Here is a 13,829-nt window from a genome sequence, read left to right as displayed (position 1 = left end):
TCGCGTGAGGCGCGGCGAGGCCGGACCGACGAGCGCGACCAACTTATCGACTTACGTCGGGTGTTCAAGGCGGCGCGCGGGGAGCTCGCGCCCTAAAAGCAGGCAGTTGTGATCCCCGTTGGCTTCTTGCCTGACCTCCTTGATCGACATGCGTGGTATGCCTCCTGGACATTCCCACACAGGCTCCCGTGACCCACGTTGAAACAAACTCCTTGACCAGGTTCCCGGAGACGTTCGCTCCGAGCGACATCACCTCCGCCGGGGCGCCGCTGCCCGGCCGCGTGCGCGTCGGCGGCCGCGTGCTCGAGGTCGCCGAGGGCGCGGTCGTCCTCGGCGACGCGCTCGGCGCGCTGCGCGTCGCGTTCGACGGCGGCGCGCCGGCGCTGGAGGTCGGCGACCTCGCGGTCGTGGTCGGGGTACCGGCGGGCGGCGCGCTCGCCGCCGCGCGGCTCGCGGAGCGCATCGCGCCGCGACGGCCGCCGCGCGGGCGCTCCGGCGCGGCGTCGCCGCCGTCGAGCGAGACCGAGCGCGCGATCCACCGCGGGCGCGGCGCGGCGCTCGCGCGGCGGGCGGCGGCGTTCGCGGCGATCCGGGAGCTGTTCGCCGAGCGCGGGTTCCTCGAGGTGGAGACGCCGACTTTGGTCCCCTCCCCCGGGCTCGATCTGCACCTCGACGCGTTCGCCGTCGAGGCGGCGCGCCCGACGTTCCTGATCACGAGCCCGGAGTACCAGATGAAGCGGCTGCTCTCGGGCGGGGTCGCGCGCTGCTTCCAGCTTGCGCGGTGCTTTCGCCGCGGGGAGCTCGGGGACAGGCACAACCCGGAGTTCACGATGCTCGAATGGTACCGCGCCTTCGCCTCCGTGGACGAGGTGATGTCGGACACGGAGGTGATCGTGCAGCGCGTCGCGGCCGCGCTCGGCGCGGGGGACACGCTCGCACCTCCGGCCTCGGGCGCGCGGGTGAGCCTGCGCCCGCCGTTCCCGCGGATCGCGGTCGGCGACGCGTTCGCGCGCTGGGCGGGCGTGCCCGCGGACGACGCGATCGCGCTCGCGTCACGCGACGAGGAGCGGTTCTTCCGCCTGCTCGTGGACGAGGTGGAGCCGGCGATCGCGGCGCTGCCGCACCCGGTATTCCTGGTCGACTTCCCCGCGCCGCTCGCGTCGCTCGCGCGGCTCAAGCCCGGGGATCCGCGCGTGTGCGAGCGGTTCGAGCTCTACGTCGCGGGCGTCGAGCTCTGCAACGGCTTCGGCGAGCTGACCGACCCGGTCGAGCAGCGCGCGCGCCTCGCCGCGGATCAGGCGGCGCGGGCGGCCCGGGGCAAGCCCGTCTACCCGATCGACGAGCGGTTCCTCGACGCGCTCGAGGAGGGCATGCCGCCCGCGGCCGGCAACGCGCTGGGGGTCGATCGCCTCGTCGCGTTGTGCCTCGGCGCGAAGGCGATCGGGGACGTCCTCGCCTTCCCCCACGGCTGGCTGTGACGGCCCCCGGGTCGGCGTCCGGCGGCGGCGCCCGGCTCTCGCCGGAGGCGCTCTCGGGGCTCGCGCGCAAGTACCGCCGGCTCGCCGAGCTCCGGGCCGCGCGGGCGGCCGGCGAGCCGATCCCGGCCAAGGAGGTGTTCCGCGCCCTCGCGGGGGAGTTCCCCGGCGCGCTGAACGAGCTCGACAACCTGCCCCTCGCCGAGATCGAGCGCCGGAGCGCCGCGCTCGCGCGCGCCCTCGCCGGCGGCCCGGAGGAGCCCTGGATGGCGTGGATGCACGGCTACCACACGCTCATGCGGGCGGCGCTCTACGCGAAGATCCGCGTCGCGCGGCGGGCGGAGCTCACGGAGCGCGACGCGGCGTCGCTCGCGGAGCGGGCGGCGGCGCACGCCGGCGCGGCGGTCGACGCGGCGTTCGTGCTCGCGGTGAGGTCGCCGCCGGACGGCCGGCTGAACCGGCTCGTGCTCGGGCGCCTCTCCGCGATGTTCGGCGCGTCGCCCGCGGAGATCCGGGGCGCGCTCTTCCCGGGGCGAAGTCTGGAAGATCGTTGATCTTTCTGGCCGCCTTCCGCCCGCCCTCATGGCCCCGCTGCCCCCCCGCCCGCGCACGGCGCGCGGCGCGCGGCGCGTGGTATCGCTACTTGCTGGCGGGGACGTACGGCTCGCTGCCGATCAGCGCGACGAACTCGGGCTCCTTGAAGAACACCTGCAGGTCCGCTGCGCCCGCGGTGCGCTGGGGGTGTTCGGGGTGGCAGAGGAGCGAGAGCCAGTAGCGGCCCATCTCCGGGCTGTGGCGGAGGACCTTGCGGGCGGCCTCGAGGGCGCTCTTCTTCGCGTCCTCGTAGGCCCTGGGCTCGTGGATCGCGCGCTGGCCCTGCGCCGCCGCGTAGCGCAGCCAGAACAGGAAGTTGCTCGGCTCGCCTTCGCGCTCGACGTACTCCTCGGCGATGCGGATCGCGTCCGCGTACCCCATGCGCTCGGGGGGCTCGTGGAGCCGGTCCAGCATCCGCTTCAGCGTGTCCTCGAGCTGCTCGGCCCGCTGCTGCGCCTCGAGCAGGACCTGCTCGGCCCTGGCCTGGGCGCGCTCGACGGTCTCCGTGGCCGAGCGCTCGACGACCGCGGCCTTGGCGATCGCCTTGCTCACGGAGCGCTCGGCGATGGCGAGCTCCACGATCGCCTTGCGGAGCTGCTCGTCGGCGCGCCGGAACATCGGGCTCAGGACCACGCGCGTCCAGATGTAGCCGTACAGGAACCCGAACACCGACGCATAGGCGATGGCGCCCAGGGCGAACTTCCCCGCTTCCGGGTGGTGCGGCATGCCTGAGCCGAGCCAATTGGAGAAGCGCACGAGCGCCGTGGGGATATCGTTGAGCTGGGTGAGCCCGACGCCCACGAGGATCTTGGAGAGCCAGTCGGAGATCTGCTCGAGGTTCGTGTTCGGAGAGTAGACAGCGACCACGCGGTCCACGGCGCCGGGGGTCGCGGCGGCGCCGCCCTGGGTGTCCCGTGGCTGGCGCGAGCCGCCCTCGTCGACGAGCGTGCGCGGGATCCCGAACAGGAATCCGAGCAGGGTGCCGACGAGCGCCGCGGCGCCGGTGACGAGGATGCCGGCCGCGAACACCTCCGCGAACACGGCCCACGAGCCGAAGTGCGCGGCGTACAGGCCGACGCCGAGGATGCCGAGCGCGACCGAGAACCACACCTTCGTGCGCAAGGCGTGGAGGTCGGTCCCGTGTTGTCCGGAGAGCTCCCGCTGGCGCGCGGAGAGCATCTCTTGCAGGGTCTCGAGACCGTGGCTCGCGCTCTGGTTTCCTTCGGGCTCGCTCGCCATGTCCCTGTGCCTCCGACAGGAGCTCCCCCGGGCGCTGCTCCCCAGCGCTCTACGAGAGCGTACGGCGTGGAGGCCGTCAATGGCGGTGTTCAGGCGGGAAGTCCTGCTCGCGAGCGCCGGAGCGGGCTCGATTCACGCCGGACGCTGGAGCGGGCTCGCTGACGGCATGCGTGCTCGTGGACGTCGGGCGGCAGATCCAGCATGATCAGCCAGAACACGCTCCCCCGCGCCTCGAGCTCAGCCACCGTCCGCTGACAGACCGCTTCGAGGCGGAAATGCACCCCGGAGAACGGCTCACCTGGCGCCGAGGTCCTGTAGGAGCCATGCGTCGGCCACGGCTCTTCCCGGCCGGACAGGATCACCACCACACTGTCGATCGGCACCGGCTCTCCCTTGTTCGCGCGCGCCTCGTCCGCCATCGCCAGCGCCGTGAGGCAGTTGTACTCGAAGACGCGGAATGGCATCACCTCGCTCATGGCCAGCGTCCACTCGGTATAAAGCCGTGCGGCCGAACGCGGCTCGTGACGACCCCGGCCATCGGCTAAGCTCCGCGCCCGATGGAACGTCTCTTCTTCCTGCTCTCGGGCGCCTACGGCTTCCTCGCGGTCGCGCTCGGCGCCTTCGGCGCGCACGGCCTGAAGACCAGGCTGGCCGCGCGGCCCGACGGCGCCCAGCGCATGGCCTGGTGGGAGACCGGCGCCCAGTACCACCTCGCCCACGCGCTCGCGCTCGCCCTCGCCGCCCACCTCGCCGCGCGCACCGGCGGCACGGCGGCGACCGCCGCCGGCTTCTGCTTCGCCGGCGGGGCGCTGCTCTTCTCGGGCAGCCTCTACGTCATGACCCTGACCGGCGTCCGCGTGCTCGGCGCGGTCACGCCGTTCGGCGGGCTGCTCCTGCTCGCCGGCTGGGGCGCGGTGGGGGTCGCCGCGCTCGGCCTCGGCAAGGGCTGACAGCAGCCGAGGAGGCGAACCGGGGCTCGCCTCCTCGCGCGGCGACCCCGGGAAGGCGGCCTCTCACCTACGTCGCCCTGCGCGAGGAGAGCAGCCGGCCGATCTGCGCGAACACCGCGGAGCCCCAGGAGCCCACGCGGGCCCGGGCGCGCCCCCAGCGCTCGCTGTGCGCGAGGTCGTCGAGCAGCGAGTAGGAGACCGGCGTCACAATCAGGGTGAGCAACAAGCTCAGGGACTGGCCGCCGATCACCACCACCGCGATCGCGTGGCGCTCCTCGGCCCCGGGCCCCGTGCCCAGCCAGAGCGGCAACATGCCCGCGACGAGGGCCAGCGTGGTCATCAGGATGGGCCGCAGCCGGTCGCGGTTCGCCTGGAGGATCGCCTCCGCCCGCGGCATGCCCTCGGCGCGGAGCTTGTTCATGTGGTCGACCTGCAAGATCGAGTTCTTCTTCACCACGCCGAACAGCACGAGGAAGCCGAGCGCCGAGTACAGGTTGAGGGTGTTCCCCGTCGCCCACAGGCTGAGCAGCGCGAACGGCACCGACAGCGGCAGGGAGAGCAGGATCGTGACCGGGTGCACGAGGCTCTCGAACTGCGACGCGAGGATCATGTACATGAGCACGATCGACAGGAGGAACGCCCAGATGAACTCGGCGAACGTGCGCTCCAGCTCGGCGCCGCGGCCGCGCACGCTGGTGGAGTACGCGGCGGGCATGTCCATCTCCCGCGCGGCGCCGCGCAGCGCCTCCAGCCGATCGGCGAGCGCGTAGCCGGGCGCGACGCCGGCCCGCAGGCTCGAGACGCGCTGGCGGTCGAGCCGGTCGATGCGGGACGGGCTCTTCGCCTCCTCGATCGTCACCAGGTTGTCGAGGCGCACGAGATCGCCCCGGAGCAGCGGCGCGGCCGCGCCCGTGGCGCCGCCTGGCGCCGGCGCCGCCGCCGGGCGCGCCGTCCGGGGCACGTACAGGCGGCTCACGGCCCCGAGGCGATCGCGGTCCTCCTCGATGACCCGCAGCTGCACGTTGTAGTTCTCGTTGACGGACTCGTCCCGGAAGCGCGACACCTCCTGGTCTCCGCCCACCATGAGGCGGAGCGCGGTCGCGATGTCCTCGGTCCGGACCCCGAGATCCGCGGCCCGCTCGCGATCGATGAGCACCCGGAGCTCGGGCCGGTCGATCTTCAGCGTCACGTCCGCGTCCACGATGCCGCCGAGCTTCATGGCGCGCTCCCGGAGCTCGTTCGCGTACCGCTCGAGCGCCTCGATCTCGGGCCCCTGGATGGCGAAATCGATCTCGAAGTTCCCGCCGCCGATGTTGAACGACGGCACGTTGCGGACCGAGATCCGGAGGTCGGGGTACTTGCGCAGCGCGCGCCGCACCTCCTGCATCACGTCGTTCTGCGAGTAATTCCCCCGGAACGCGCGGACGGGGTTGCCCAGGATCGTCTCCCGGAACAGCCGGGTCAGCGAGAACGTGCGCTCGTCGTGCGGCGCGATCCGGACGAACACCTCCCCCGAGTTGACGCCGCTCACGAAGCTGCCGCCCGCCGAGACGAGCACGCTGCGCACCCCGCGCACGTTGCGCACGTCGTCGCCGATCCGCCGCATCACGTCGTCCATCGCGCCGATGCTCGCGCTGAGCGGGGCGGTGACGCGGATCTCGAACTCGGCGTCATCGGCGCCGGAGGGGATGTACTCCTGCTTCACGAGCCCGTAGAGCGGGACCGCGGACGCCACCACCGCCAGCCCGGAGACGGCGACGAGCGCGCGGTGCCGCATCGCGAACGAGAGGGCGCGCGTATACCAGGCGTCGAGCCGCGCGTAGAAGCCGCCGCGCGAGGTCGACGACTCGCTCGCGCCCTCGCCGCCGCTCCCGCCCGCGCCGTGCGCCCGGTCCGCCTCCTTGCGGAGCAGGCGCGCGCTCATCATCGGCGTCAGCGTGAAGCTGACGAGCAGGCTCACGAGGATCGCGACGGTGGACGTGATCCCGAACTGGAACAAAAACCGCCCGGAGATCGACGACATGAACGAGACCGGGACGAAGATGACGACGAGCGACAGCGTCGTCGCGAGCACCGCGAGCCCGATCTCCTGCGTGGCGGCCCGGGCCGCGTCGAACGAGCTCATCTTCTTCTCCTCGACGAAGCGGAAGATGTTCTCGAGGACGACGATCGCGTCGTCGATGACGATGCCCACCATCAGCACGAGCGCGAGCATCGTCACGCTGTTCAGCGTGAAGTCGAGCGCCCACATCATGCCGAAGGTCGCGACGACCGACGTCGGGATCGCGACGCCGGCGATGATCGTGGACCGCCACGACCGCATGAAGAGCAGCACCACCGCGCACGCCAGGATGCTGCCGAGGACGAGGTGCACGTTGATCTCGTGCAGCGCCGTGTAGATGTACCCCGACTGGTCGCGGATCACCTCGAGCTTCACGTCGCTCGGCAGCTGCTCCGAGAGCTTCGCCACGTTGGCCTTCACGGCCTCGATCACCGCGACGGTGTTCGCGCCCGACTGCCGCACGACGTCGAGGACGACCGTGGGTTTACCGTCGAGGCGGGCCAGCGACCGCTGCTCGTAGGTGCCGTCTTCGGCGTAGCCGATGTCGCGCACCCGGACGGGCCTCCCGTCGACGCTGGCGACGACCAGGTTGTTGAAGTCGCCCGCGTTCTTGACGCGGCCCATCGTGCGCAGCGTGCGCTCCTGCTCGCGCCCGGTGACGTTCCCCGCCGGGATGTTCGCGTTCTGCTCGACGATGGCCTCCCGGACGGCGGTGACCGCGAGCCCGTACGCGGCGAGCCGGTCGGCGTTCAGCCAGATCTTGATGGCGCGCTCCTGCCCGCCGACGACACGCACCTCGCCGACGCCCGACGAGCGCTCGAGCTGCACGCGCACGAGCTTGTCCGCGACCTCGGTGAGCTCCCGGATCGACCGGTCGGCGGTGACGGCGATCGACATGACCGGGGTCGCGTCGTTGTCCTGCTTCGCGATGATGGGCGGCTCGGTGCCCACGGGCAGGTTGCGCAGGACCGCCTGCACGCGGTCGCGCACGTCCTGGGCCGCGGAGTCGACGTCCCGGTCGAGGTTGAAGGTGGCGATGACGACGGAGGTGCCGCTCGACGAGACCGAGCGGAGCTCGGTGATCCCCTCGACGGTGTTGACGGCCTCCTCGATCTCCTCGGAGATCTCGGCCTCGACGTCCTCGGGCGCGCCGCCGGGGAGCGTCGTGCGGACCGAGACCGTCGGCAGATCCACCGCGGGGAAGCGGTCCACGCCCAGGTTGAAGTACGCCGCGGCGCCGACGACGACGAGCGCGAGCCCCAGCATCGCGGCGAACACCGGCCGCTGGATGCAGATCCTGGCGAGCGTCTGCATCTAGCCCCCCTCTTTCACGCGGACGGGCTGCCCTTGCTGGAGCGATCCGGGCTCGGCGACGACCAGCTCGCCCACCGCGAGCCCGGAGACGATCTCGACGCGATCCCCCGCGGCCCTCCCGGTCGTCACCGGCTTCTCCTTGGCCTTGCCGTTCTCGACCGTGATCAGCTTCGAGAGCCCGGCGAACCGGACGATGGCGCTCGCGGGCACGGTGGGCGCCGGCTTCGCGTCCACGACGATCTGCGCGGTGACGAGGCTGCCCGGCCGCAGGTGGCCGGGGTTCTTGATGTCGCTCTCCACGAGCAGCGTCCGGCTCTGCGGGTCGAGCGCGGGCGCGAGGCGCGCGACCGCGCCGGGGTAGGTCGCGCGGTCTCCCGGGACGGTGACGCGCACGACCTGCCCCTGCCGCACGCCCGCCGCCTCGAGCTCCGGGATGGCCACGCGCAGCCGCAGCGGGTCGATCCGGACGATGTCGGCGATCGGCGCGCCCGCGGCGAGGTACTGGCCGACGCTCGCCCGCCGCAGCTGGACCACGCCGTCGATCGGCGACCGCACCACGGCGTCCGCGAGCTGCTGCCGCGCCATGCGCAGCTCGGAGCGCCGCTGGCGCACGGTCGCCTCGCGGATGCGCACCTCCTCCCGCGCCGACTGGAGACCGCTCTCCGCGCGGACCGCGGCCGCCTCGGCCGCGTCGAGGTCCATGCCCGATATCAGCCCTTCCTTGGCGAGGTTGCGCGCCCGGACCTGGTTCGCCTGCGCCTCCTTCAGCGTGGCGCTGGCCTGCCGCACGATGGCCGTGTCCTCGACGTCGAGCTCGGTGTCCGGCCCGTCCTGAGGCAACCCGAGCTGGGCGCGGCTCTGCGCCAGCGCGGCCGCGGCCTGCTCTATCCGCAGCTCGTAGTCCCTTGTCTCGAGCTGCGCGATCACCTGATCCCGCGTCACGGGGCTCGCGAGGTCCACCGCGATCGAGGCGAGGCGCCCCGGCACCTTGGCCCCAAGCGTCACCTGCTCATCGGCGTCCAGGGTGCCCGAGATGTCGATGGTTTGTTCAATCACGACCTCCGTCACCGGGACCAGCGTCACCTCCTTGGCGCCGGACGCCGCGGCGTTCTCCGCCTTGGCGCCGGGCGCCGCAGCGTTCTCGGCCTTGGCGCCTTCAGGTCGAGGCGCTGAGTCCTTGCCGCACGCAAGGCACTGGAAGACGGCGAAGACCGCGATCCAGAGTGTCCAAGACGCTCTGGAAGTGGCCGGTGTGTGTGTCGTGAAGATCCGGGGACAGCGAAGCGCGAGCTGGGGGATCCACATGGATGGCGGCCTCAGATGACCAGGAACGCCCCCCCGAGCGCCTTGTTTGTGAAGGGATATTGACGCATCACCGTTGGAGCGCAACGTGGATACGGGCGAGGCGCGGCGCGCGCACGGGCGCCCCTGGGCGCGTATTCTCGGGCGGGCTGCGGACCGCGCGTGTCAACGATCTCTGCGGTCAGCGCTCAGGGCGCGATGCCCGGCGAGCACATGACGCAGGCGGCGTGGGCTGACTTTTCGTCGAATGACGGGCACCGTCGTCGGCTCGGGCGCCTGGCGCGTCATCATGGCTCATTGAGCGTCGGTGAGCCGATGCGGGTGATATCCGCCCGATGGGCCCCCCCTTGTCGTGGCAAGCGCAATGAAGTGATGAGGCTGCCGCCGCGCCGCTCACACCACCGCTTCGGGCGCGGCGGCCACCGCCCGCCCCCGCCCGACCGGCGCCGCGGCCATCGGCAGGAGCGGCACGCCGTCGCGGTAGATGACGACGTTCCCGAGGACGGCGGGGATGCGCGGCCCCGGCGTGACGATGCCGACGAGGTTCAGCGGGTCACACGCGCAGATCTCGACGATCTCGCCGGACGGCGGCTCGCGGCGGACGGCGCGGAGCGCGTCGAGCGCCTCGGGCAGCGCGAAGTGCTCGCCGACGAAGCCGGCGATGAGGTGCCCGCCCCGGAGCTCCCCGGTCATCTCGAGCCGCCGGTAGACCCGGAGGAGGTCGCGCCACGCCGGCGGCCGCGGCTCGCGCGCGAGCAGCTCGCGGCAGACCACGCCGTAGCGGCGCAGGTACTGGAGCGCGAGCGCCTCGACCACGTCTGCGCCGTCGCCGCCCTCGCGCCCCGCGCCCGCGCCTGCGCCTGCGGCGAGCGCGGCCGCCTCCGGGTGCGCCCGCAGCAGCGACCACCTGCCCGCCGCGACGGGGCCCGCCCGGCGGCCGCCTCGCAGCCGCCCCTCCCCCAGCCCGAGGGCCGCCCCGCCGCCGAGCAGGGCGCGCAGGGCCGCGAAGCCGTCGCCGGTCACGAGCCCGGCGGCGACGAGCTCCCAGAGCGCCTCCTCGACCTCGGCGCGAGATCGGCCCGCGCCCGCCGCGATGTCGTCGAAGAACGACGCGCCCGCGCGCGACAGGAACGACAGCACGCCCCGCGCCGCCTCGGACAGCGACGCCGGCGACGCCTCGCCCTCGGGCTCCCGCGGCGCGAGCAGCCACGGCAGATCGCGGCGCAGCGCCAGCGTGATCGGCGCCGCGCGCGTGGGCCCCGCCGCCTCGCGCGGGACCACGCGGCCCCACGCCACCTCGCCGGAGAGGCAGAGCGCGTCGAGCAGCCGCTCGTCGTAGCCGGCCACGCGCGCGGGCAGCACCTCGCGCTCCCACGCCCCCGCGGCGAGCTCGAAGCCCTGCAGCTGCTCGATCACGCGCCCGAGGCCCCCCGGCCCGCGCGCCTGGGTGCCCGGCCGCACGCCCTGCCACCCGAGGAGGAACCGGATGAGCTCCGCCGCGGTCGCCGGCTCGATCGCCTTGCGCAAGCCCGAGACGGTGCGGCGGTGGATGCGGGCAAGGAGGCGGCGATCGCACCACTCGGTCGAGAGATCACCCGCGGCCCCGCCCGCGCCCGGCCGCGCGATCTGCGGCCCGCCCGCGCGGAAGCGGCCGCGCATCGCGCCGCCCGAGAGCTCGATCCGCGCGAGCGAGGCCAGGGCCTCGTCCGCGGGCACGTCGAGCCGCCGCGCGATCTCCTCGGTCGTGGTCGGCCCCGCGGCGCTCAGGAAGCCGCGCACGAGGGCCGTGATCGCGGCGCCCCGGTCGGCCCCGGCGGCCTCGCGCACGGCGGGCGGCACGACGACGTCGGGCGTGAACACCGCCCCCGGCCAGATCGCCTCGACGAGGGGCCGCCGCTCGGTCGCGACCCAGCGCGGCGCGCCCGGCGGCGCGCCCGGCGCAGCGGACACCTCCGCGGCCCTGCCCGCCGCCGCGAGGGCCGCGAACAGCCGCGCGAAGCCGCGCTGCGCCCCCTCGGCCGCCGGGAGCGCCACGCGGTCGAGCAGGAGCTCGTGCAGCTCGTCTTCATCCCGCGCACGCGGCCGCGCCTCCTCGACCACCTCCGCGATGACCTCCGGATCGAGCCCGCCGAGCCGCTCGGCGACCTCGGCCGGCAGCCCGCGCCGCACCCGGACGGCGCGGGCGCGGCGCTCCTCGAGCGGGGCGTCGTCGAGGAAGGCGTAGGGGTTCGCGTTCAGGATCTCGTGCGAGAAGACGCTCGGCTCCGGCGTGTCGAGCGTCACGGCGCGGATCGCGCCGCTCCGCAGGCCGACGAGGAGGGCGCGCAGCCCCTCGACGTCCATGAGCTCGGTCAGGCAGTCGCGCAGCGCCTCGCGCACGAGCGGGTGGTCCGGCGGATCGACGTGCGCGAAGAGCCCGTGGTTGTCCTGGCAGCCCTGCTGCTCGGGGAAGATCGAGAGCAAGAGGTCGTCCGCGCGCATGCGCTGGAGCGCCGGCGGCACCCGCCGGCCCCCCCGGAAGCGCAAGAGCGAGAGCGCGCGGGAGGCGGCCCAGCGGAAGCGCGTGCGGAACATCGGCCCCTGGAGCGCCGCCTGGACGAGCACCTCCTCGAGCCCCTCGGGGCGGACCAGCTCGAGCACGTCCTCGAGCGGCAGCCCGTGCTCCGCCGACAGCGAGAGCAGCACGCCGTCGTCGGTCGCCGCCGCCTGGAGCTCGAAATCGAACGAGCGGCAGAAGCGCTTGCGCAGCGCGAGCCCGAGCGCGCGGTTCACGCGGCCCCCGAGCGGCGTGTGCACGACGATCTGCTGCCCCCCGGCCTCGTCGAAGAAGCGCTCGACCACGATCGTCGCGCCGTCCGGGACCGCCCCGAGCGCCGCGCGCCCCGCCTCGATGTAGTCGCGCACGAGCAGCGCGCCGCGCTCGTCGAGCGCGCACGCCTCCATGAGCCAGCGCGCCGTGCTCGACCGGCCGAGGCGCGCGCCGCCCCCTCCGGCCTCGGCCCTCTCCTCGGCGAGGCGCGCCGCGATCTCGCGCCTGAGCGCCGCGACCTCGGTCGAGAGCTCCGGCGTGCGCGCGGGCGCCTCGCCGAGCCAGAACGGCACGGTCGGCGCGGCGCCGTGGGCGTCCTCGACCCACATCTGGCCGCCCTCCAGCCGGCTCACGCGCCACGAGGTGTTGCCGAGGAGGAACACGTCGCCCGCGGACGACTCGATGGCGAAGTCCTCGTCGAGGGAGCCGACCTTCGTGCCGTCGGGCTGCAGCACCACGTCGACGGCGGCGATGTCCGGGATCGCGCCGCCCGAGGTGAGCGCCGCGAGGCGCGCCCCGCGCCGCCCGCGCAGCCGCCCGCCGATCGCGTCGCGGTAGACGAGCGCCCCGGGCCGCTGCCGCGCGCCCCGGGCGGCGGAGGCGCCCTCCTCGGAGGGGCCCGCGGCGCCGCCCGACACCATCGCCACGACCGCGTCGAAGTCGCGGCGCGAGAGGTCGGCGTAGGGCGCGGCGCGGCGGACGAGCGCGTAGAGCGCCTCCTCGTCGCGCTCCTCGCACGCGCACGCGGCGACGATCTGCTGGGCGAGCACGTCGAGCGGCCCCTCGCGCGCGGCGATCCGGTCGAGCTCGCCGCGCCGCGCCGCGCGCACGATGGCCGCGCACTCGACGAGCTGGTCGCGGGTGAGCGGGAAGAGCCGCCCGCGCGGCGTCGCGGCGAGCGCGTGGCCCGACCGGCCGATGCGCTGGAGCGCGACGTTGATCGACCGGGGCGAGCCCACGAGGCAGGCGAGGTCGACCGCGCCCACGTCGATGCCGAGCTCGAGCGACGCGGTCGCCACGACGACGCGGAGCTCCCCGGCCTTGAGCCGCCTCTCCGCCGCGAGGCGCCGCGCCCGCGAGAGGCTGCCGTGGTGGGCCGCGACCACGTCCTCGCCGAGCCGCTCGGCGAGCGCGTGCGCGACCCGCTCGACGAGGCGGCGCGTGTTGACGAAGACGAGCGTCGACCGCGCCTCGCCGGCGAGGGCCGCGAGGCGGTCGTAGATCTCGGACCACTGCTCGTTCGTGCAGACGGCGCCGAGCTCGTCGCGGGGCACCTCGATCGCGAGGTCGAGATCGCGGCGCTGCCCGACGTCGACGATCTCCGGCAGCGCGCGGGCGCCGGCGAAGAGCCGCGCGGCGACCTCGATCGGGCGCACGGTGGCGCTCAGGCCGACGCGCTGCGGCCGGGCGCCGCCCTGGGACGCGACGAGGTCCTCGAGCCGCTCGAGCGTGAGCGCGAGGTGGGCGCCGCGTTTGTCGGCGGCGACGGCGTGGACCTCGTCGACGATGACGGTGCGCACGCCCGAGAGCGCGCGCCGCCCGGACGCGCTCGTCAGCAGGATGAACGCCGACTCCGGGGTGGTGACGAGCACGTGCGGCGGGCGAGCCGCCATGGCGCGGCGCTCCGCGGCGGGGCTGTCGCCCGTGCGCACGAGCGCGCGGATGCCGGGCGGCGGGAGGCCGGCGGCCTCCATGGCGGCGGCGATCTCGGCGATCGGCTGCTCCAGGTTGCGGTGGACGTCGTGCGAGAGCGCCTTCAGCGGCGAGATGTAGAGGACGTCCGTGCGATCGGCGAGCGCGCCGCGCGCCGCGTCGCGGACGAGGCGGTCGAGGCAGAAGAGGAACGCGGCGAGCGTCTTGCCGGCGCCCGTGGGCGCGCTGATCAACGTGTCGCGACCGGCCGCGATGACCGGCCAGGCGCGCTCCTGCGCCGGGGCAGGGGCGCCGAAGCGGCCGCGGAACCAACGGTCCACGACGGGGTGAAACATCGGGCGAGGGTAGCCGACGCGGCGGGGGGCCGGAAGCGGGAGGGCGCGGGCGGACGGGGTGCGGGGCGCGGCGCGGAGACGCGGGCGCTCCGTGGG

Annotated in this window: 8 protein-coding genes; 3 read left to right on the top strand and 5 right to left on the bottom strand. The window is 74.2% G+C overall.

Going from position 1 to position 13,829, the window contains the following annotated elements:
* Positions 1-212 precede the first annotated feature (212 nt).
* Positions 213-1,478 (top strand): EF-P lysine aminoacylase EpmA, encoded by a 1,266-nt coding sequence (gene epmA / locus WMF43_RS15575; RefSeq protein WP_437681102.1) that lies wholly within the window; start codon positions 213-215, stop codon positions 1,476-1,478.
* On the top strand, positions 1,475-2,029 hold the full coding sequence (locus WMF43_RS15570) for a hypothetical protein (protein ID WP_437681100.1): 555 nt from the start codon (positions 1,475-1,477) through the stop codon (positions 2,027-2,029). The genes epmA and WMF43_RS15570 overlap by 4 nt, the downstream gene beginning before the upstream one ends.
* A gap of 85 nt (positions 2,030-2,114) precedes the next feature.
* Here WMF43_RS15570 and WMF43_RS15565 read toward each other — a convergent pair whose 3' ends face one another.
* Entirely contained in the window at positions 2,115-3,308 is a 1,194-nt protein-coding gene (locus WMF43_RS15565) for a DivIVA domain-containing protein (RefSeq protein ID WP_437681098.1), read from the bottom strand.
* Positions 3,309-3,397: 89 nt separating this feature from the next.
* Positions 3,398-3,784, bottom strand: a complete 387-nt coding sequence (locus WMF43_RS15560) for a hypothetical protein (RefSeq protein WP_437681096.1) — start codon at positions 3,782-3,784, stop codon at positions 3,398-3,400.
* 81 nt (positions 3,785-3,865) lie between these two features.
* Between WMF43_RS15560 and WMF43_RS15555 the strand changes: the two genes are divergently transcribed.
* Positions 3,866-4,258, top strand: a complete 393-nt coding sequence (locus WMF43_RS15555) for a DUF423 domain-containing protein (protein ID WP_437681094.1) — start codon at positions 3,866-3,868, stop codon at positions 4,256-4,258.
* A gap of 67 nt (positions 4,259-4,325) precedes the next feature.
* On the opposite strand, the gene WMF43_RS15550 is transcribed toward WMF43_RS15555, so the two are convergent.
* The 3 genes from WMF43_RS15550 to WMF43_RS15540 all read right to left on the bottom strand — a co-directional run bounded on the left by WMF43_RS15550 (position 4,326) and on the right by WMF43_RS15540 (position 13,718).
* On the bottom strand, positions 4,326-7,634 hold the full coding sequence (locus tag WMF43_RS15550; protein ID WP_437681092.1) for an efflux RND transporter permease subunit: 3,309 nt from the start codon (positions 7,632-7,634) through the stop codon (positions 4,326-4,328).
* On the bottom strand, positions 7,635-8,939 hold the full coding sequence (locus WMF43_RS15545; protein WP_437681091.1) for an efflux RND transporter periplasmic adaptor subunit: 1,305 nt from the start codon (positions 8,937-8,939) through the stop codon (positions 7,635-7,637). It abuts the gene before it with no gap.
* Between the two features lie 390 nt (positions 8,940-9,329).
* Positions 9,330-13,718 (bottom strand): DEAD/DEAH box helicase, encoded by a 4,389-nt coding sequence (locus WMF43_RS15540; protein WP_437681089.1) that lies wholly within the window; start codon positions 13,716-13,718, stop codon positions 9,330-9,332.
* Between the last annotated feature and the right edge of the window lie 111 nt (positions 13,719-13,829).

Origin of the sequence: Sorangium sp. So ce131 (assembly GCF_051519095.1) — a bacterium.
In the GTDB taxonomy this organism is placed as follows: domain Bacteria; phylum Myxococcota_A; class Polyangia; order Polyangiales; family Polyangiaceae; genus Sorangium.
Note: the sequence above shows the minus strand (reverse complement) of the source record. Positions and strands in the feature narration are given on the sequence as shown.